This is a genomic window from Brevibacillus antibioticus (assembly GCF_005217615.1).
Classification (GTDB): Bacteria; Bacillota; Bacilli; order Brevibacillales; family Brevibacillaceae; genus Brevibacillus; species Brevibacillus antibioticus.
Genome location: NZ_SZNK01000001.1, coordinates 3,514,486 through 3,533,250, shown reverse-complemented (window position 1 = coordinate 3,533,250; position 18,765 = coordinate 3,514,486). Strand labels below are relative to the sequence as shown.

At 37.7% G+C, this 18,765-nt stretch carries 27 protein-coding genes and 1 pseudogene; all 28 read left to right on the top strand.

The features are described 5' to 3' along the window. Positions 1-224: 224 nt before the first annotated feature. Positions 225-464 (top strand): hypothetical protein, encoded by a 240-nt coding sequence (locus tag E8L90_RS16485; protein ID WP_137030350.1) that lies wholly within the window; start codon positions 225-227, stop codon positions 462-464. 270 nt (positions 465-734) lie between these two features. Then, positions 735-1,169, top strand: coding sequence for a hypothetical protein (locus E8L90_RS16480; RefSeq protein WP_137030348.1), 435 nt, complete (start codon positions 735-737; stop codon positions 1,167-1,169). Between the two features lie 479 nt (positions 1,170-1,648). Further along, positions 1,649-1,930: a hypothetical protein gene (locus tag E8L90_RS30465; protein WP_208759432.1), complete on the top strand. Its 282-nt coding sequence runs from the start codon at positions 1,649-1,651 to the stop codon at positions 1,928-1,930. 43 nt (positions 1,931-1,973) lie between these two features. Then, positions 1,974-2,231, top strand: a complete 258-nt coding sequence (locus E8L90_RS30460; protein ID WP_208759431.1) for a hypothetical protein — start codon at positions 1,974-1,976, stop codon at positions 2,229-2,231. Positions 2,232-2,327: 96 nt separating this feature from the next. Continuing rightward, positions 2,328-2,846: a hypothetical protein gene (locus E8L90_RS30455; protein WP_208759430.1), complete on the top strand. Its 519-nt coding sequence runs from the start codon at positions 2,328-2,330 to the stop codon at positions 2,844-2,846. A gap of 25 nt (positions 2,847-2,871) precedes the next feature. Continuing rightward, a complete protein-coding gene (locus tag E8L90_RS16470) occupies positions 2,872-3,147 on the top strand; it encodes a hypothetical protein (protein ID WP_208759429.1) in 276 nt (91 codons plus the stop codon). Position 3,148: 1 nt separating this feature from the next. Continuing rightward, complete coding sequence (locus tag E8L90_RS16465) at positions 3,149-3,592, top strand: SMI1/KNR4 family protein (protein WP_137030347.1); 444 nt, start codon at positions 3,149-3,151, stop codon at positions 3,590-3,592. Between the two features lie 37 nt (positions 3,593-3,629). Further along, entirely contained in the window at positions 3,630-4,055 is a 426-nt protein-coding gene (locus E8L90_RS16460; protein ID WP_162309097.1) for a hypothetical protein, read from the top strand. An 80-nt stretch (positions 4,056-4,135) separates the two neighbouring features. Further along, the gene (locus tag E8L90_RS16455; protein WP_244297258.1) at positions 4,136-4,663 is read left to right on the top strand and encodes an SUKH-4 family immunity protein; all 528 of its coding nucleotides are present in this window, start codon (positions 4,136-4,138) and stop codon (positions 4,661-4,663) included. Between the two features lie 563 nt (positions 4,664-5,226). Further along, positions 5,227-5,607: a hypothetical protein gene (locus E8L90_RS16445; RefSeq protein ID WP_137030344.1), complete on the top strand. Its 381-nt coding sequence runs from the start codon at positions 5,227-5,229 to the stop codon at positions 5,605-5,607. A 49-nt stretch (positions 5,608-5,656) separates the two neighbouring features. Then, positions 5,657-5,812 (top strand): hypothetical protein, encoded by a 156-nt coding sequence (locus E8L90_RS16440; RefSeq protein WP_162309096.1) that lies wholly within the window; start codon positions 5,657-5,659, stop codon positions 5,810-5,812. 394 nt (positions 5,813-6,206) lie between these two features. Next, positions 6,207-6,674: a DUF6985 domain-containing protein gene (locus E8L90_RS16430; RefSeq protein ID WP_137030339.1), complete on the top strand. Its 468-nt coding sequence runs from the start codon at positions 6,207-6,209 to the stop codon at positions 6,672-6,674. Positions 6,675-7,356: 682 nt separating this feature from the next. After that, the gene (locus tag E8L90_RS16425) at positions 7,357-8,262 is read left to right on the top strand and encodes an ankyrin repeat domain-containing protein (RefSeq protein WP_137030337.1); all 906 of its coding nucleotides are present in this window, start codon (positions 7,357-7,359) and stop codon (positions 8,260-8,262) included. 470 nt (positions 8,263-8,732) lie between these two features. Continuing rightward, a complete protein-coding gene (locus E8L90_RS16420) occupies positions 8,733-8,972 on the top strand; it encodes a hypothetical protein (RefSeq protein WP_244297257.1) in 240 nt (79 codons plus the stop codon). Continuing rightward, positions 8,959-9,540: a hypothetical protein gene (locus E8L90_RS16415; protein WP_137030335.1), complete on the top strand. Its 582-nt coding sequence runs from the start codon at positions 8,959-8,961 to the stop codon at positions 9,538-9,540. Before E8L90_RS16420 ends, E8L90_RS16415 begins: the two co-directional genes overlap by 14 nt. A 184-nt stretch (positions 9,541-9,724) precedes the next feature. After that, a complete protein-coding gene (locus E8L90_RS16410) occupies positions 9,725-10,825 on the top strand; it encodes a hypothetical protein (protein ID WP_137030333.1) in 1,101 nt (366 codons plus the stop codon). 6 nt (positions 10,826-10,831) lie between these two features. After that, the gene (locus E8L90_RS31400; RefSeq protein WP_425267111.1) at positions 10,832-10,969 is read left to right on the top strand and encodes a deaminase domain-containing protein; all 138 of its coding nucleotides are present in this window, start codon (positions 10,832-10,834) and stop codon (positions 10,967-10,969) included. Between the two features lie 13 nt (positions 10,970-10,982). Further along, positions 10,983-11,387: a hypothetical protein gene (locus E8L90_RS16400; protein WP_137030331.1), complete on the top strand. Its 405-nt coding sequence runs from the start codon at positions 10,983-10,985 to the stop codon at positions 11,385-11,387. A gap of 209 nt (positions 11,388-11,596) precedes the next feature. Further along, the gene (locus E8L90_RS16395; RefSeq protein WP_244297256.1) at positions 11,597-12,157 is read left to right on the top strand and encodes a hypothetical protein; all 561 of its coding nucleotides are present in this window, start codon (positions 11,597-11,599) and stop codon (positions 12,155-12,157) included. Further along, positions 12,129-12,722, top strand: a complete 594-nt coding sequence (locus E8L90_RS30835) for a hypothetical protein (RefSeq protein ID WP_244297255.1) — start codon at positions 12,129-12,131, stop codon at positions 12,720-12,722. The genes E8L90_RS16395 and E8L90_RS30835 overlap by 29 nt, the downstream gene beginning before the upstream one ends. Positions 12,723-12,822: 100 nt before the next feature. Beyond that, a complete protein-coding gene (locus tag E8L90_RS16390; protein ID WP_137030330.1) occupies positions 12,823-13,320 on the top strand; it encodes a hypothetical protein in 498 nt (165 codons plus the stop codon). Positions 13,321-13,991: 671 nt separating this feature from the next. Then, positions 13,992-14,063: pseudogene (locus E8L90_RS30830) on the top strand (hypothetical protein); the annotation flags it as partial. A gap of 196 nt (positions 14,064-14,259) precedes the next feature. Next, the gene (locus tag E8L90_RS16370) at positions 14,260-14,667 is read left to right on the top strand and encodes an SUKH-3 domain-containing protein (protein ID WP_137033482.1); all 408 of its coding nucleotides are present in this window, start codon (positions 14,260-14,262) and stop codon (positions 14,665-14,667) included. 563 nt (positions 14,668-15,230) lie between these two features. After that, on the top strand, positions 15,231-15,554 hold the full coding sequence (locus E8L90_RS16360; protein ID WP_137030326.1) for a hypothetical protein: 324 nt from the start codon (positions 15,231-15,233) through the stop codon (positions 15,552-15,554). 220 nt (positions 15,555-15,774) lie between these two features. Then, positions 15,775-16,272 (top strand): hypothetical protein, encoded by a 498-nt coding sequence (locus E8L90_RS16355; RefSeq protein WP_137030324.1) that lies wholly within the window; start codon positions 15,775-15,777, stop codon positions 16,270-16,272. A 274-nt stretch (positions 16,273-16,546) separates the two neighbouring features. Beyond that, positions 16,547-16,903: an Imm3 family immunity protein gene (locus tag E8L90_RS16350; protein ID WP_279633656.1), complete on the top strand. Its 357-nt coding sequence runs from the start codon at positions 16,547-16,549 to the stop codon at positions 16,901-16,903. A gap of 363 nt (positions 16,904-17,266) precedes the next feature. Further along, a complete protein-coding gene (locus tag E8L90_RS16345; RefSeq protein ID WP_137030321.1) occupies positions 17,267-17,866 on the top strand; it encodes a pentapeptide repeat-containing protein in 600 nt (199 codons plus the stop codon). Between the two features lie 136 nt (positions 17,867-18,002). After that, positions 18,003-18,602 carry an SUKH-4 family immunity protein gene (locus E8L90_RS16340; RefSeq protein WP_137030319.1) on the top strand — a complete coding sequence of 200 codons (600 nt, stop codon included), beginning with the start codon at positions 18,003-18,005 and terminating at the stop codon, positions 18,600-18,602. Positions 18,603-18,765: the final 163 nt, after the last annotated feature.

Here is an 18,765-nt window from a genome sequence, read left to right as displayed (position 1 = left end):
TATTTTATGCTTTAACTCTAAAATAAAATTGTAAAATACAACGAACATACCACAATACCAGCTATCCGCCCGTGTTGTGGTCATTTTCTTTCTTAGATATAGATGGCGGCGGCTGATGTACTAGACCCACCCAGTGCCGAATGAACCCATCAATCAACCAATTGCATACTTAACCCATGTAATACACGTATAAAGGTCTTCTGTCGGAGGAAATCCATGAGTATGTGCAGTATCTTTACGCTAAAAAGAACTACGAAGCTGTTATGGAAATTGCCAGTCCTTCTCTCTATTTCATGAGCGAGATAGACAGGTTTCAAGAAGCTGTTACGAGTGTCATCCTCTCAATTGTCAGGGATGCTGATTTCTATGTGCCGTATATGGATCGCTTGATGAGGGTTATTCGAGATAACGATGGGACTGACTCATCAAACGTTCTCTACTTGCGAACTACCATTCTATTGTGAATGATTTGCGTCAAGACCTACTCGAACGTATTATGCATCAGTTTCGGCTAATGTCGAGGGATATTCTTCCCTACTACAATACCAAGTCTAAACCCAATTAGTTGGGTAGACGGGTAAACAATTTGGGGATGAGAAAATTCTTGTCCCGGGTTCGATGGATGAATTGTACCAACAATTCAATAAGTATGAAATTACAACCTTGGATGAGCTGATTATTATTAAAGATGGACAGATAACGAGATTAAAACCTTAGATAAGGAGAAAAAAATCATGTTTTGTAATTTTTATTTTGGAGGGTACTCTGAATTCAGTGAATTAAAGATTTCATTAAGCAGACTATTCCAAGATGTTGAGATAACAGAAACTGATGATAAATTTACGGTCTCTAGTGATGGATTTACGCTATCCATTAGTGAGGGTGGGCATGGTGCGATGTTTGCAAGCGAGGATTATGATATTGAATTAAAGTTTAGTTGTTACATTGATATCATAGCTTCCTATACTAATTGGGCGTATGAGCTAATGGTGTTCATTGGAAAATTGCTTAATGATACGGACGGGGAGTGCATTCTAGAGTTGAATGATAAGCCGATATTGTTGCGAAAAAATAATGTAATAACTGTGGACGATAAGAAGTTGAGTGGAACAATTGAATTTCCTTTTTATGGGTTAGGTCTAGACTATCAGGTTGGAGATATAGTTTAATGATTGGGTCTGTCAAAAGTTTTATGTAAACCCATTTGCAGCCCCAAAATCGAGATCGTACAATATAACCAATAATGCCACAATACGAGATAGCCACCCGTATTGTGGTCTTTTATTCTAGTGCGGTTTGTTGATGAGTAGACCCCACCCAGTGCCGAATGAGTAGGGCAGATGAGTCTAAGTCGACTTAACTCAAGTTGTATTCGTATAAAGACTTTTTCATTTTCTTTGTACGCACATCAATGTTTTAGTTTTATACCCTAAAAAGTGCTATTCGGATACATTAAACAGGTCGATTATGGTCAGATACCACCATGATTGACCTGTTTTTATATGTAGATGATTTTGCACCTCATGCCAAGAACTCGGCTCAAAGGTAAAGCTGTACTTCCCAAGCGCCGATGAAGACGACGGCATGGTCATGGACTCCGTGCGCCATTCACCCAAAGGAGCCGCTGCCGAAAAGCAGGAGCGGCAAATTGCAGGACCCCGGTGTGAAGATATTTGGGAATCCGCAGGGGAAAGAGTTTACGCTAGGGGATAAAGAGCTGACGATGACGGCCAAGGAAGGGATGCTCTACATCTCAATGAACAAGGATGTAGGCGTCAGTCTGAAAAGTACCTCGAATGTGAATATCAGTGCGAGTGGTGCCTTGACCTTGAAAGGGGCAACCGTGTCTTTGTCCGGGACGCAGAGTTTGAACGTGAAAACGTCGTCGGATACGATAGAGCTGTTGGAGGAAAATAAAATCCAGCAGTGAGGAGATTAAGCTGGATGCGTCAAAGCGAAACGAGTTTGATCACATGCCAAGTGCGTTTGAAAAGGAATTGCAGGGAAGCAGTGTGGCCGCTATCATGGCGAAAAGAGCCCTCAATAACCAATTGGCTGAGGCAAAAGGAAAGTTAGATGGTCTCAGAGATACCTTGTTAGGCTCGTGGAATGTGGTAGTAGATGCCGGAGATATTGCGTCGACTGCGTTACCAACATCGTATCTGGTAGACGCAATTTACGAAGGGGTGACTGGGGAAGAGCGACCTTCTCTCCTCGGCAATAAATCGTAGGAACAAATCAAATCCGATGCAAAGTCGGTTGGACAAGGGCTATACGATGACTATATCGACCCATTCGTGAAAGACGCCCAATACGATCAGGATAACTTGCTTAAAGGCGGTCTGTGGACCAGATCAGAAGAACAAAGCTATGAGAAGGGCCAGAATGAGTTTAAGAAAGACATGGTGGTTGCAGAGGTAGCGGTAAGCGCTCTTAGTGCTGGTACGGGTACAGCCGTTACACGGACAGTGAAAATGGCCGATAAACTGGATGGGCCGAATGGCAAGAAAAAGTCTGGTGACCATGAGGGAAATGGGAAAGGTGTCCTTTTGCCTAATTCCAGTATCGATGAGGCAATGCACGTCATTCTTAAGGATGGAAAGCTAAAGACGGCGGCTAAGAGTTTTGCAGAATCGATGATTGGGTTACAAGAAAAAGTTGATAAGTTCCTAAAGCAGATGAATGGTGTGTTTAATGGAAGAGTTGTCGTTCTCAGAGATGCTGTTACAGGCCAACCTATGGTTTATTGGATGCGGCATGATGATTTGCCTGGTAATAGAGGCGGTGGTGGAGGGAATCATCGTCGTAGGGACGGGAAAAGCTGGTTCTATCAACAGAGTTTTTAGGAAAGCGACCAAAGAAGATAAGAAATTGATAGATGAAGTGAGGAAGAGGTTTAACGCAGGAAAAACTAAAAATGTCGCATTAACTAAGGGGGAAATAGATGGTGAATCAATAAATCTTAAATCAATGAGTGGATATGATCCAAATCATCCAAATCATAAGGATAACTATCCTAGACCACCTGAAAATCACTATAAATATAGTGGGTCAGATAATAAAGGAAGGTTGCAAGATACAGAGCAAAAGATGATAGAATATCTGAGAGAAAGGTTCAAAAATAATCCTGATATGGAGGAGGCTTAACATGGATATTTCAAATAAGGGTGATTTAAAGGAATTCTTATTAACATTAGAAAAAAAATCATACCCAATGAAGCCTTGTAGTGAAGATGAGCTAACAAAATTAAAACATTTTTCTCCAACAAAAACGCTGCCCTCGAATTATTTAGATTTTATGAGTAAGTTTGGGAATGGTGCAGAGTTTTTGACTGGTACAGATTATACTATGAAGTATATATTAGAGTTAAAAGAATGGGCTGTAGAACTTTTAGAGGAAAATAGTTTCTCAAAAAAACTCACAGATAATCAGTTTGTGTTTATGATGCACCAAGGATATATGTTTTGGTTTTTCAATTTGGATGAGGGTGATAATCCTTCAGTATATTTTTACGATGAAAGTCTTAATCTAACGGAGTTTAAGAAAGTCAGCGATACTCTTTCTGAATATTTAATTTCATTATACGAATAAAGAGAATCGAGTCTAAGTGATAGAGGTTTCAAATATTATGTCCAAATCAGAGATGAAGGATACTGGATACATATCTCATATCAATTGTTCTATGCCCGAACCTCCGATACAAGTTGGGTATGGTGAAACAGATTTAAGCGCAATGGCGAAAAAGTATCGAATTGAAAATAAAGCGTTTGACTTAAGGAATCTCGTAGTGGCAGAGATTGAAGGAGATGGCGTTCGTACTTTGATAGTTTTTGAAAGTACAAAGAGAACAGAAGTAAGGCCGAGTGGAAAAGTAAAGGACAAAAATGTGCATTCCGAAACGGTTCTATATGAGGACAAAATTTTCTCGGAAAAAAATGGACAGACGTATGTTGTTCATCGTGTATATAAGGAACCTTGTATTCTTGGTGGTCATAATTGTAAAGATCTACTTGCCACAAAATTTCCTGATGCTGAAGTAACCGACAGTAAATGAGTATGGGGATCCCGATTCAAAAAATCGTGGAAATGCTGAATTAGCTAAAATACTTGAAAAGTTAAAGGAGGAGTGAGAGTATGGATTTGGATTTTGATATTTGTGAAATTCGAGAGTATTATGATTCTGAATTACGAGACTATGATTACAACGAATTGGTGAGACTTGGTATAAGTCATGATGATGCTGACTTTATGGTATCTATTGGAGTGCCAGAGAATTATGATGATTTTGTATTCTATGGAAGGGATACTTTTAAAAAAACATTAATTGAAGGTGTAGAATTTATTAATATTGGTCATTATTCATGTTACGGTATACTTGACCCGAATGCACTTTACTTAAAAAAAGGTAGTGATGGACTTTTTATTAATTCATCCCATCATAAGCCACCAATTTATATGCTAAATAAAAACTTGAGAACATTTTTTTTGTTTGAATTAATATGGAATGAATTAGCAATGAAGATGAAACAAGAAAGTGAATATAATGAACAAAAATATGCACGAGAGCTACGGAAGTTGTATGAACAAATTGATCCCGTAGCAATGAAGGATCTTGATGGATACTGGTCACATCTAATAGAAAACTATGAAACTGGATTATGAAACCGTACGAAGGATGTGCCAGAAATATTGTGTAACTTACTTTACAACCCCAACAACGAGATCGTACAATACAACCAACAAACCAAACACAAAACAATTCAAACACTTGTTAAACTTTCTAAGCTCTTTCCAACTTGTCTTATGAGTAGGAATGAGCTTTTTTTGCATGCCCAAATTCAAAGGAGGATGAAACGAATGGCAAAACGTGAACAGGTAGTGGCAAAAGAGTTGAAGAACCAGCAACTAGCACAGGAAGTAGAAAAAGAAGTGAGGTCTATTGCCTAGGCTAGCGCAGCATACGAACAGCTTGTGGATGAAATTCGTGGTTACTGTAAGCAAGTAAGGGAATTACGTCAACAGGCGGTAGAGTTACAGTGATCAGGACGTATCGATTTTCAGGTTAGAGCACGAAGTGTCCATTGCAGGCAGCTTGTGCAGTATAACCAGACAGTTCTGTACGGCACCAGTGGGAACTTGAAGATGCCGATGACAGCCAAGGAAGGGATGCTTTACATCTCGCGAGGAACAAGGATGTAGGCGTCAGTCTGAAAAGTACCTCGAATGTGAATATCAGTGCGAGTGGTGCCCTGACCTTGAAAGGGGCAGCCGTGTCTTTGTCCGGGATGCAGAGCTTGTCCGTGAAAACGGCGTCGGATAAGATAGAATTGTTGGAGGAAAACAAATCCAGCAGTGAGGAAATCAAGCTGGATGCGATCGTACGTCAGGCGTTTCCGACGATATTAAGTGCGTTTGAAAAGGACGTTCAGGAAAACGGTTTGGCTGCCGTCATGGCCCGCAGAGCCTTCAACAACCAGATTGCTGAGGCGAAAGGGAAGATAGATGCCTTTGGAGATACCTTGTTAGGTTTGTGGAATACCGCCGTAGATGCCGGAGACATGCTGCTGACAGGACTTGCGGGAGAAGAACACGCAAGATTTATATGAATTTATAAGCGGCGAAGAAGTTGGCACCCTGAGAGAACGCAATGGCATCGTGAAAGGTATCGAGCAAGGAGTAAACAATACGCTCAATTATGTGGGAGATACGGTTACGGGCAAGAAGGGACCGGAAGAAATCTTTTCAGATTTGGGGAAGCTGGGACAAGGGCTTTACGACGACTATATCGATCCATTTGCGAAGGAAGAGTAATACAAACAAGAAAACTTGTTTAACGGCGGTCTGTCGACCAGATCAGAAGAACAAAGCTATGTGAAGGGACAGAATGCGTATTAGAAAGACATGGTGGTAGCATAGGTAGCGGCATACTTTTTAAGTGCCGGAACAGGTACAGCCGTCATGCGGACAGTGAAAACGGCCGATAAGCTGGATGGGCCGGATGGTAAGAAAAAGTCTGGTGACCATGAGGGAAATGGGAAAGGTGTCCTTTTGCCTAATTCCAGTATCGATGAAGTAATGCACGTCATTCTTAAGGATGGAAAGCTAAAGACGGCGCCTAAAAGTTTTGCAGAGTCTATGGGGAGATTAATGCAGGGGCATTTGAACCTGGAGGATTTCCCAATAAACAAAAATAGGGGATAATAAAATGACAAAAAACGATCCGATTTTTGGTGAACTTGAGTATAAATATAGTTGGTCTAAGGATACCCATATTCATTTTTGGGGAAAAGAAACTGAGATCGCATTGATGATTGATGGTGAAGAAGATGGCGAGTTTGATGAAGAACAATATACGGCATATCACTCTTTAATGCAAGATTGGGAGCAATTGCAACAAAGCTTCTTACAACCAATTTTAGACTATTACCAACAAAAGCGACATGAACTCGGTTATGATATTGCATTTAATGAGAATTATCCCTTAGTTGAAACAACTGACCAACTTCTTGAGATGATTACTTTGGATGGAATTGTTGTTCCATATGGAGATATTAGAGAAGGCCGAGATATTGGAATACTTTTTAATTGTACATGGGATCAGGAAAATGGCCTGGGACTCCGTTTGTTGAATGAAGAGGTGATTGAAGTAGGGTATCAGGATGTTGCGATTTGAATGCTTGGGTATACAGGCTACCTAGTGCCGAATAAACCCATTTTTTAACCGACACATATAACTACAACGTAAAATACAGAAAAATAGATCGAGTCTACATCTTGACACAATATATCCAGCAAACTAAACAATTTTACAAACACTTGATAAACTTTCAAAGCTCTTTCCAACTTGTTTTATAAGTAGGAATGAGCTTTTTTTGCATGTTCAAAATCAAAGGAGGAAAAGGAAAATGGCGAAACAAGGACTAAAAGTAGAGGAAACATTGGGTTTGATTGCTCATGTCCAAGCAGAGTGTGAACGCTCGCCAAAATGTTGATTACTTTGCTCAACATAAAGTTACCCACCTGGAAGACTAAACACACATCATCATGTTCACACCTAATTGCAAATGTTTTTTCTGAGCCGAGGATCGTCAAGGACTTGCGTAGCAAGGGGTTTACCCTTTATCCTTGACGAGCATTGGTGCAGGAAATAAAATGCTACTTTGTGTGAAATGAAGCATCGTAGGTGGTCAACTCGGAGATGAGGGTCTGCCCCAAAAATGGTCAACTTTTTGATTAGCGTTTACAAGTAAAGGAACCGTAATTTGTGTATGGTGTTACAGTGAGAGATCCAAGTCTATATGAAAAGCTCTGGGCTTAATTGATTAGAATTAGTTTTATAGAAAGGAGAGTTATTTATGCATGAATATTTTAGAGATTTGACTTATTATTCGTTTCACCACTTTGAAAATGCACAAAACATTGGATGGATAAGCGGAGATAATGATTACATTACGGGAACAGTAACGAATGAATTTATTGAAAACTTAAGTTTATACACAATGAAAACTTTTAACGACATCAGAGGGAATATGAAATGTAGTTTGTGTAATGAAAATAAATTGATTTCCACTGAGACAGCTTCAATCGGCCTATCAGAAATTCGGGTTCTCAGTGAAAAGGGTGAAAATAAATATGCATCTACGAATATGATTATCCATTATGTGATAGAACATAACTATTGCCCTCCTGAAGAATTTATTCAGGCTGTAATCGATGGACCCAAGCCAGGGTCGAATGCGTATCAAGAATATGTAAAACGTTACAATGTTGAATGTTTATGGGGCGAATCTGATGATACAATTCTTACTTCAGAGAAGCTAAGAAACGGTATCTTAAATAATGATAGGAAACTAATTCGTGATTACTCTGATTGTTGTAATATAATAACTAGAGATGGGTCGCTATTAAATGTTGCTATTAAATCAAGAAATGTTGAATTGGTAAATGAATTAATTCAATATGGGGCTGATATCAACAAGTTCAATGGAATTGAATTGAATAATGCTGTTGTAGAATCTGAGAATGAGATTATAAGATTGTTGTTATCCCAAAAAATAACGATTGATGTGAGTACGCCTAAGCTAAATCCTCTGTTTACGGCAATTCGTAAAGGCAATTATGAAGCATCTAAATTATTATTGGAAAATGGAATAGATGCTAATATAAAATATACAAATGAATTTATGAAAAATATGGATGCGATTACTTTGGCAAAACACTGTAAACAAGAAAGTATTATTGAACTGCTTGAAAAATATTGAATAATATTAATCTAAAAAGGTCTGTCAAAAATATGTGTATTCGTTTCGTTTTGAAATACAACCCACAACGCCACGATGCGAGCTAATCGTCGTGTTGTGGGTTCTTTTTTATCCAATACATTTATATAAGTGGCGACTATTCAAAAAATACCCCACCCAGTGCCGAATGAGTAGGGCAGTTGAATCTAAGTAGCCTTAATTCAAGTTGTATTCGTATAAAGACTTTTTCATTTAATTTGTACGCACATCAATGTTTTAGTTTTATACCCTAAAAAGTGCTATTCCGATACATCAAACAGGTCGATTATGGTCAGATACCACCATGATTGACCTGTTTTTATATGCAGATGATTTTGTACTTCATGCCCGAGCTCGGTTCAAAGGTAAAACTGTACGGAATCCATAAACATAACCATTCGAATAATGGTGTATTTAGTTGGGGAGATTTGGAGACAGTAAGAGGTTTTGAGATGGAAGAAAAAAGAGCTGCATTACCGAATGGAGCAACACTTAGTATAAAACGGGGATCAAATGGATGGAATTGGGATACTATGGATACACAATTAATTCTGAATAAAGCAAAACAAAATGTACGTACTAAACCAGAGTACGCAGAATTATTAAGGCAAAGAAATCAAGCGGCGCTAGATATGGCATGGATGAAAGAATCCGCTGAATTGATGGGAGGTAGTTTTAATGTATACAAGTAAAAGTGAGGAAAGAAAGTTCCTATATGCTAAACCCTACTTCGTTGGAGTGATTGTAGACACAGATTCAAATGAATTTGACTGGTTTGGGAACGACGAGAGAGGTCAATTAGGGAGATTCATAAAGGAGAGTAACGTTACTGACCTTATATGTGAATTGGTTCATATTTTCAAAGAAGGGCTGCCAAACTACTACGAGCTTTCTTCACTTTTTAGTGTTAAATATGAAATAGTACAAGGATATTTAATATCTCGTTATGGATTAGAAACTGCTCGAAAAGAGAAAGAGGAGTTTGAAAGACGGTTTGGTAAAGGTAAAGCAGGTATGGATAATGGAGATAAAATTATTTGTAGAGTCGAAAACATTGAACGTAAAGATCAAGATATATCTAAAATAGAAATGGATATTGACATTGAGTGTTTAAAAATCAATAACCTTTATTTATTTGTCGACGAAATACCAGATCTGAATGAATTGAAAGCCAACATTGAGGCAAAGTTTGATGATATTAACATTACTGTTAGTAATAAATTAATAGTTGAAGATAAAACCTATAGGTTATTGTTTTAGAAGATGAAAATAGGATGGCTGGGCTTTTTCAGGAATAGTAGAATGTCGGCCAAGAGTCTGTCAACAACATTGTTTAAACATACGCCACAATCCGAGCTGACAGCCCGTATTGTGGTTTCTTTTTCATCCATCGTTATTTTGTAAAGTTAATTCGAATTTGAATAGGGAAGATGTGTCTGCCATCATGACCCGCAGAGCCTTCAACAACCAAGTAGCTGATGCGAAAGGGAAGTTAGATGCTCTCGGAGATACCTTGTTAGGCTTGTGGAATACCGCCGTAGATGCCGGAGACTTGCTGCTGACAGGACTTGTGGGCGACGAGAACACGCAAGAAATCTTTTCAGATTTGGGGAAGCTGGGACAAGGGCTTTACGATGACTATATCGATCCATTCGCGAAGGACGAGCAATACAAACAAGAAAACTTGTTTAACGGCGGTCTGTGGACCAGATCAGAAGAACAAAGCTATGCGAAGGGCCAGAATGCGTTTAAGAAAGACATGGTGGTAGCAGAGGTAGCGGCAAACTTTCTAAGTGCCGGAACAGGTACAGCCGTCATGCGGACAGTGAAAACGGCCGATAAGCTGGATGGTAAGAAAAAGTCTGGTGACCATGAGGGAAATGGGAAAGGTATCCTTTTACCTAATTCTAGTATCAATGAAGTAATGCACGTCATTCTTAAGGATGGAAAGCTAAAGACGGCGGCTAAGAGTTTTGCAGAGTCGATGATTAAATTAAAAGATAAAATTGAAGAGTTTCTCAAGCAGATGGGTAAGATGTTTGATGGAAGAGTTGTTGTCTTCAGAAACGCTGCTACGGGTCAACTTAATGTTTATTGGGTTCGGAATAATGATTTGCCTGGTAATGGAGGCGGTGGTGAAGGGAATCATAGTCGCAGTAATAATGGTAATGAGGGGACAGGTAATGTTAATAAGCCTGAGAGAATAATTGATGATCTTTACAATAGAACTAAAAACATAAGAGATCAAATAAAGCAAAAAGCAGATGAAATAAGAAAATCTGATTCTTTCAAAAATCTTTCAAGTAAACAGAGAAGAATTTTAGAGCAAAAACTAAGAAGATTAGAAACAGGTAATTTAGCCTCCGCTAAAGTTGATATTTCTGGAATCGAGAAAGGCTATATTTCTCATAGTCAAATTGATACATTGGATGATTTATTTGCAGATCTTGATAATTTTACACATCTAAAAAACGATAGAGTATTTGAAACATATGTAGAGGACGGCTTTCCAAGATACCAAGATACTGAAGCCAAAAAATTTTAGAGGATATTGCTTCCTACTATAAAGGGTGAAATTGATTTGTTTTCACATTTTGACGTGTGCCAAAGTTGTACAAATTTGATATTTGGGTTTAGACGTAAATTCCCTAATATAAAATTGAACGTTTATACTAATAGCATGAGATAAAGGGATGTGTGTTATGAGTACCTACGAAGAAATTAAAGATTCTGTCGAATTTGGATTTGAAGAATACATTGGTAATAACAATTACAATTCTGCCCAGGCTTCTTCAAGAATTCTAGAGGAGGACTGGTGGTTATTAAACGAAGGAAATTTCAGTAAAACGGCATTTTTTGTATGTCTGGCCTTAGAAAGTCTGAAAAAGAATGAAATTGCTGACTTTCTATTACTAAAATTAGATACTTTTTTAACGAATTTAGAATTTGAAGATTATATTAAAACAGATGATGTGAAGCAACTTTCTCAAGATATCAATTTGTACAAAGAACGTATAGAAAAGGTTGATTATAAAATCATTCAAACAGATGATACTTGGAAAGGTAGACTTGAATATATTTTGAGTTTGAAGCAAGAAGACTTATAGCCTCACATTTCCCCAATAGCAAGGTCGTAATATACAACCAACAAACCAAACACTAAAAAACTTGACAAAAGCACTTGATAAGCATTTAAAGGCTTATTCCAACTTGAACACTGAGGAGGAATAAGCCTTTTTCTTTTACCAGCGGGGGTAAGCATATTTTGTCCCCTGCCAGACCAAGTCAAAGATGAAGTAATTCTGGGGAGGATAATTTGTCTGCGTTTTGGAGTGCTGTGGTCGATACGGCAGATATGGCTTTTACCGCAATAATGCTCGGCAACTCCGAAGAAATTTATGAAGGGGTAAGTGGTAAAGAGGTAGGATCACTTACCGAGCGAAATATCATGGCAAAGGGGGGCGTGGATCGTACTACCAGTGCCTTGAATTACGCGGGAGATGTACTCACGGGGATTAAATCGGCGAGAGAAATGGGAACGGATGCATTAGAAGCGGCTTGGTCAGGTGCAAAAGGAGTCTATAGCGATTTCATAGAACGCTTTGTAAAAGATGGGCAATACATGTTGGAAGACACACAAGGCGGCAGGTGGACCAGGTCGATTGAAGAAAGCTACGAAAAAGGCCGAAATAGAGGCAAGCAAGATTTAGTTATTGCCGAGCTGCTACTCAGCCGTGGGGCTGCGTCTGCCTATAAGCAGGGAGCCAAAAAGGTAATTGACTTAGAGCCAGATGGACATGCCCAACGTGGAAAACGAGATGATGGGAATAGGACGGGATTACTTCTCGATGGCGCAGATAACAATCGGAACAAGTAGCTCATCCCTAAGGGGTGGGAAGCTAAAGACGCAGGCTAAGAGCTTCACAGAGTTGTTTACTGATTTACAAAAAGAGGTTGATAAGCTTCTTAAGCAGATGGGGAACATGCTTGGTGGAGTTGCTGTTTTTAGAGAGGCTTACTCGGGTCAATATAGGTATTATTTTGTTCGGCATGATGATTTGGTTGGTGGTAATGGCGGTGGTGGAGGGAATCATCGTCGTAGTGATAATGGTAATGAGGGGACGGGTAATGTTCCTGAATCAATACCTACCCTTAAAAAGGTTGATTGGAATGAATACAAGCGTGTAGATGATTATAAACCCACATTTATAGATGAATTTCAAGAAAAAGAATATAAAGCTGCATTAAAGGATTATGATGATAGTAGAAGTGTTGGTATGACTGATATGACTGATATTGAGCAGGTTGCAAAAAATACTGGTATGACAATAGAAGAAATTAGGGCTATGAAACAACACAAGGCTACCCATATAAAAATCCTGGTTCGTATCAAAAAGATAGTGATGATTGTGGTTCAGACCCTCCTGGTGCACATGATGTAGCTTCTGATCAACCTTCATTTGAACTCCCTGGAGCATATGACTATTATTCGAAAAAAAGTTTTTGGGCAATAAAAATAGAGAAGATGGAGCGAAATAATTGATGGAAAATTTTAATCAGGCAATTAAGCGTATTTCTGCAATAGATTGGAGTTGTATAGGAAACAAGCAAGCAAGATCACATGTTCATTTGAGTAAAGAATACTTAAGAAGAGCATCAATATTTTCCCAAGATTATCCTGGGTCTTGTAGGTATCCTTTTATTATCATTTCAAATTCGATAACTAAGTCACAAGTGAGTGTTGATGAATTACAAATACTAAAGGAGATTGGCAATAGTTATGTTAGAGAGATTGCTACCAGTTATTTAGAGTTAAACGCACTCATTGATGAAGGAAATCAAATTGCTATTGATAATAAAGATTTGTTTGAGCCAGCAATAAAGCTATATGAAAGAGGTGGCCATTTCTTTATAAGGGCAGGTCATTTGAATGTAGCTGGTGCTACTGATTTTCTTTCGCTTGCAAATCGAGTTAAAAGGGAACCACTTGATATAAGTGATGAAACCTTGGATGCGCTTGACAATGGACATGTTGATTAATTTATGGATTTGTTCTGATTATTAAACAACTCCAACACTTGATAAACTTTCAAAAGCTCTTTCCCACTTGAACCATGAGTAGGAATGAGCTTTTTTTGCATGCTCAAAATCAAAATAGGACGAAACGAATGGCAAAACGTGAACAGGTAGTGGCAGAAGAGTTGAAGAACCAGCAACTAGCAAAGGGAGTAGAAAAGTAAATGAGGTCTATTGTTTAGGCACGAGTTGTATACGAGCAGCTTATGGATGAAATTCGTAGCTACTGTCGATGCCCAACGTGGAAAACGAGCCGATGTAAATGGGACGGGTATACTACTTGATGGCGCAGATAACAACCGGAACAGTAGCTAATCACTAAAGGATGGAAAGCTAAAGACACAGGCTAAGAGTTTTCCAAAAATGATCGAGGAATTACAAAAAGAGGTTGATAAGCTCCTTAAGCAGATGGGGAACGTGTTTGGCGGAAGAGTTGTTGTTCTCAGAGACGCTCATACGGGTCAATCTAGGTTTTATTGGGTTCGGAATGATGATTTGTCTAGGATAATGATGCTTATGTGGGGTATTTCAAACTTAAACAGCAAAGAACAGACGAGTACAATTCCAAAGAAAAATTAAAAAGAAAATCTTGGTCTGATAATGATGAGTTTAATTGGCGGTAGGATTCGCAACATGGTAAGTTGGAAAGATGGAATAAACGAAGGACAGAACATCTAGGAGGATTTGATCCTGTGACAGGAAAGTAAACTAAGGATAAGGCTAAAGCCAAAGGTAAATATTGATAACCCTTTAACTGATGAACCAAGTATGCAATCGAAGTGGCTAGTAGAAAATTGTGCTGAAGTTTGGGCGGTAAGAGATGCAATACTTCAAGGTTCAAAATTGTTCAATTACATTTGAGGATTTTATGCAATCCATGGAGTAGGAGGAAAAAAAGTGAGTATGAGTAATGAAACTATGAAAATTTTAAGGAATTCTGGTTGGTATGAGGGAAGAAATATAGACACTAAAGAAATTGAAGAGAATTTAGAAAAATTAGGTTTTATCATTTATCCAGAAGTGAAAAAATTTTTAGCAGAGTTTGGTAATCTAGTAATAGAAGATACTATAAACGATGAGACCCACAATACAGGTGTGAAGTTCAGAAGCCAGGGAGCTTTCAAAGCAGAAGAGAAATATGCTCAAGAAAATTTAGTGCCCGTGGGTTTTATTGATAGTGACAATCTTGTACTATTTGTATCAGAAAGTGGAAAAGTGTACTGCAGTACAGGGAAATTAGGTGATAATGCAAAAGAAGCATGGGAAAGTTTAATTGGGGGTAGCGGTGGTAAGCCGTGGGGGCGTTTCTAGATATGTAATTTATTTTATACAAGCAACTCAAAATAATGTATATGTATCTCTTTACTACAATGTAACGCCACAATGCGAGCTAACTGCCGTGTTGTGGTTTCTTTTTTATCCTCCGCTTCATGCTAAAAAATAGTCATACAAGTGGCTAAGAAGCTTGGATACTGAGGGGACGGGAAATGGTGAGGGTAGTGCATATGATCATGTATATACTTCTACCAAATCAATCGACGATGTGTTTCCTGAGCTTAAAGGAGTAAACCCACATTATGTCGAAGGTGCAGGTCCTAGAGTAAATATTAATTGTACTTCTTGTGCTAATGCTAACCATGCTCGGGTGGATTGATGTAGGGGCTGTAGCGGAAAAAATGACACAGTATGGTGCTCATAGTGATTTACTTCAATCTTCACCTTGGGGATTCCATAAGCCATCTTCTGTGGCGGATGTAACTAAAATGGTTATTGAAGAAGGTGATGGGTTTACTGCTCCTGTTATAATTCATCAAGGAAAGATTCTACATGTAAATTAGGCAAGCCATTCTAGAATAAAAAAAGGAGATTTCTGGATGGAAGAATATATTGCAAAAATAACTTTTGAAGAAGCAAAGGAACTCGCTGAACAATTAGCATTTCAAAGACTAAATAATTACAGAAAAGGCGAGCACATTAAGTTATTAAGAGAGGATTATTTAGAGGCCGAGTGCTGTTGGTTTTTCTTTAGGAATAAAGAAATAGAAGGACCTGATGACGGGTTTCGTTTGTGGGATTGTGCATATTCGATAAGTAAAAAAGGTGAGTGTGGTACAGTGATTGATTATTCAGACTATCCCGAGAAGTTAAATGAATTTATTATGCAATTTTCAGATCGGTGCAAAGAAAAAGGGTATTAATTTGAAAATGCAATGATTCCAAAAGTTTGATACAAAAGATACCTTCGAAAATTTTGTGTATCCATCGTTCCATACAACCAACAGCGCCACAACATATAATACTAACTGGAAATCCTTTGATTCTTAACCTCGAGGAGCACACGACGTAGCTAATCCTCAATCTATATAAAGAACAAGGTAAGATAGAAAACCAAATAGAAAAAGAAAGAGGAGAATGAATTTGGGATATTTAAATCAGGCGATTAAACGTCTTTCCGTAATAGATTGGGGCTGTCTTGGAGAAAAGGAAACTATGTCACAAAGTTATTTGTGTCGAGAGTACTTAAGAAGAGCGAGGAAATTTTTACGAGATTATCCAGGTACTTGTGTACCTCCTTTCATTATGATTTCAAATTCGATCACTGCGCCACAAGAAAACATTGAAATGATCGAAATAGTGAATGAAATAAATAATTCTTACCATAGAGCTCTCGTTACGAGTTACCTTGAATTATGCGCTCTTATTGATGAAAAAAATCCAATTGCTCTGGCTAACAAGGAGTTGTTTGAGCCAGCAATTAAGCTATATGAACGAGGTGGCTTTTTCTTTAAAAGGGAAGGATATATAAATATAAATGGTAGCTTTATTATAATTGCAGATGTTGCATGGGATGAACAGGAACCACTAGATATTAGTGATGAAACCTTGGATGCGCTAGATAATGGTTGTGCCGAGTAAAACCATCATTCAACCAATATTCCATACAAAAATATAGACTGGGTTTACAATGTGGCAGGAAGGAGTCATATTTTGTACCTTATGTGAGAGCTCAGGCGAAGGTTGCGCTGTATGAAGAAAAGGAGCCTTTGCCTTATAGAAGATTAGATTCTTGGAGCGAAGAATTACAACAGTTTACCGGTTATCCTAAAGGTGCACACGGAAATCCAAGAGTTCCGGATTTTGAATAAAACAGTGGTAACCTATTATTAAAAAAATAAATGGAGGTTTTTTTTTGTATTGGGAGTACGAGGAATTGTTTGAAGCAATAAATGAATTATACCAAGACGCTTTACAAATGAATATGAGTAGTACTAAAGCGTTATCTAGGGCGCTTAGTGAATTTGAAACCACGATGAATCTGGGAGTCTTTGAAAAATCTATAATAATTATTGCATATGGAGAGATATTATTAACACACTCGGAGGTATTTCATAAATCCAAAGAGTTTCTGTTAAAAGAAATGTATGATTTGAATATGCAGCAATTAGAGGGAAAATTGACTTTAGAACAATTTAATGATCTTAATGCTCGAAAAAACTTGATATTAGAAAAAATTGAACAAAAGCCAATTACGTATATATTAGATTAAAATAATTATTATAAATGACGTAAAACACAATTTTGATCATGGTGATAGTTGGTAAAAGCTATCATCTTTTTTATGCCTAAGTGCAAGAGTACAACATAGGGAACGACAAAAGCTGACTTAGACAAAATTAGAGAAACTGTGCCAGATTACTATTCGAGAGGGGACTTACCTGGTCCTATTGTTAGTGATACCAATCCAGCAGGTGCAGAATTTATTGATGCAACAAGGTGTAAAGTGGGACTTTAAAGGATGGTATTCAAAATCTCCACCAAAGGGTTATAGAAGTACGTGAAGCAGTAAAAGAGTTAGGTTCAAGTGATAAATGGCTGTGGTAGCCATAAAATATCCGAAAGGAAGTATTACATGGATAATAGTATGTTTTTAAAACATCATAAATGGGCAGAATCAGATGGTACTATTGGAGAGAAATTAGAAATTGTGAAGAAAGTAATAAAACAACTAAATCTTGCAAGGATGAATCTAAGTTGTTCAGAGATTGTAGAGTCAAATATGAATGATTCGTTTCTGACGAATAATGATATGAGTGATTGCTATTTTTTACGTACATCATTCGAAGAAGCGAATTTCTCGGAATGTATACTAAGTAAAACAGTATTTGATTACGCGTCCCTAAAACATACAAATATAAGAAATTGTGTGGGTATAAAATCGTCTTTTGAAGATGCAGATCTTAGCTTTGCTAACTTTTCTGAATCTGACTTTAGGAGAGCATCATTTCGAAGAGCAAATCTAAGCTACGCAAAGTTTTCTAATGTTGATTTAACAAACGCTCTACTCGATGGGGCACTCCTCTATGGAACTAGTTTTGAAGAAATAAACGGGATTGATGAAGTGTCTGCTAAACATATTTTTGTTGGAACTGAAGAAAAACCAATAAGGTTGGACGCTGATGATATCAAAAAGTGGTTAATGGAGCAACAGAGGGCCCATTTACTTTCCTAACAACAAGATGGTGCAATACAACCAATAAACCAAACACTGAACAATTCAATCACTTGGTAAACTTTCAAAAGCTCTTTCCAACTTGAATATGGGTAGGGATAGGCTTTTTTTACATGCCTGGAAGTGACATATAGTTTTGAATACGGAGATTAAAAATCACGGAATAGAAGGAAAAAAACTTAAGCAGGCACTAAAACAACTATTTGGATTAATTAGTGAGGAAGCGACTATGGAATATAACATAGAGAATATTAAGAAATATTACGATGATTTCCGGTTATACAACTATGACAATCTTATTAAGCAAGGTTTTATAGAGAGTGATGCCCTTTTTATGAGTCAGATAGGTGTTCCGTACAATTTTCTAGGTTTCACTTTTTTTGGCCTAGAAGAATTTAAAACTTGTGTATTTTCCGATGAAAAATACATTCAAGTAGGTATTTTTAGACCACATGATTATACGAGCAACGAAATTTATGTGCATTTAGGTAGTGGAAAGGTAGTAAAAGAATCAGAAAATGGTGTAGGTTTTCTGAATCGTGATTTAAAAACCTTTTTCTTGTTCCATCTGATTTTTTTTCAAGAAGCTAAAAAGTATAATTTGAAAGAAGTAGAAGAATGTAATACGTATGGAGAAGAGGTAAGGATTAAGTTTGAAAAAATTGATCCCGAAGCAATGAAAAATAGCGAAGGGTATTGGTCTACTAAAGTTGAAGAATATGAAGAGATGTGGTGATGTTTAAACCCATTTACAAGCCCAACTTCAAGATCGTACAATACAACCAACAAACCGAACACTAAACAACTTGACAAATACACTTAGAGTAATTTCAAAGGCTTATCCAACTTGAACGATAAGGAGGAATGAGCCTTTTTTATGCCCAAAACAAAGGATGAAA

Coding starts and splice junctions, on each gene's coding strand:
- E8L90_RS16480 (WP_137030348.1), top strand. CDS start 735: ATGTTTTGTAATTTTTATTTTGGAGGGTACTCTGAATTCAGTGAATTA.
- E8L90_RS30460 (WP_208759431.1), top strand. CDS start 1,974: ATGCCAAGTGCGTTTGAAAAGGAATTGCAGGGAAGCAGTGTGGCCGCT.
- E8L90_RS16465 (WP_137030347.1), top strand. CDS start 3,149: ATGGATATTTCAAATAAGGGTGATTTAAAGGAATTCTTATTAACATTA.
- E8L90_RS16460 (WP_162309097.1), top strand. CDS start 3,630: ATGTCCAAATCAGAGATGAAGGATACTGGATACATATCTCATATCAAT.
- E8L90_RS16455 (WP_244297258.1), top strand. CDS start 4,136: ATGGATTTGGATTTTGATATTTGTGAAATTCGAGAGTATTATGATTCT.
- E8L90_RS16430 (WP_137030339.1), top strand. CDS start 6,207: ATGACAAAAAACGATCCGATTTTTGGTGAACTTGAGTATAAATATAGT.
- E8L90_RS16425 (WP_137030337.1), top strand. CDS start 7,357: ATGCATGAATATTTTAGAGATTTGACTTATTATTCGTTTCACCACTTT.
- E8L90_RS16420 (WP_244297257.1), top strand. CDS start 8,733: ATGGAAGAAAAAAGAGCTGCATTACCGAATGGAGCAACACTTAGTATA.
- E8L90_RS16415 (WP_137030335.1), top strand. CDS start 8,959: ATGTATACAAGTAAAAGTGAGGAAAGAAAGTTCCTATATGCTAAACCC.
- E8L90_RS16410 (WP_137030333.1), top strand. CDS start 9,725: ATGACCCGCAGAGCCTTCAACAACCAAGTAGCTGATGCGAAAGGGAAG.
- E8L90_RS16400 (WP_137030331.1), top strand. CDS start 10,983: ATGAGTACCTACGAAGAAATTAAAGATTCTGTCGAATTTGGATTTGAA.
- E8L90_RS30835 (WP_244297255.1), top strand. CDS start 12,129: ATGGCGCAGATAACAATCGGAACAAGTAGCTCATCCCTAAGGGGTGGG.
- E8L90_RS16390 (WP_137030330.1), top strand. CDS start 12,823: ATGGAAAATTTTAATCAGGCAATTAAGCGTATTTCTGCAATAGATTGG.
- E8L90_RS16370 (WP_137033482.1), top strand. CDS start 14,260: ATGAGTAATGAAACTATGAAAATTTTAAGGAATTCTGGTTGGTATGAG.
- E8L90_RS16360 (WP_137030326.1), top strand. CDS start 15,231: ATGGAAGAATATATTGCAAAAATAACTTTTGAAGAAGCAAAGGAACTC.
- E8L90_RS16345 (WP_137030321.1), top strand. CDS start 17,267: ATGGATAATAGTATGTTTTTAAAACATCATAAATGGGCAGAATCAGAT.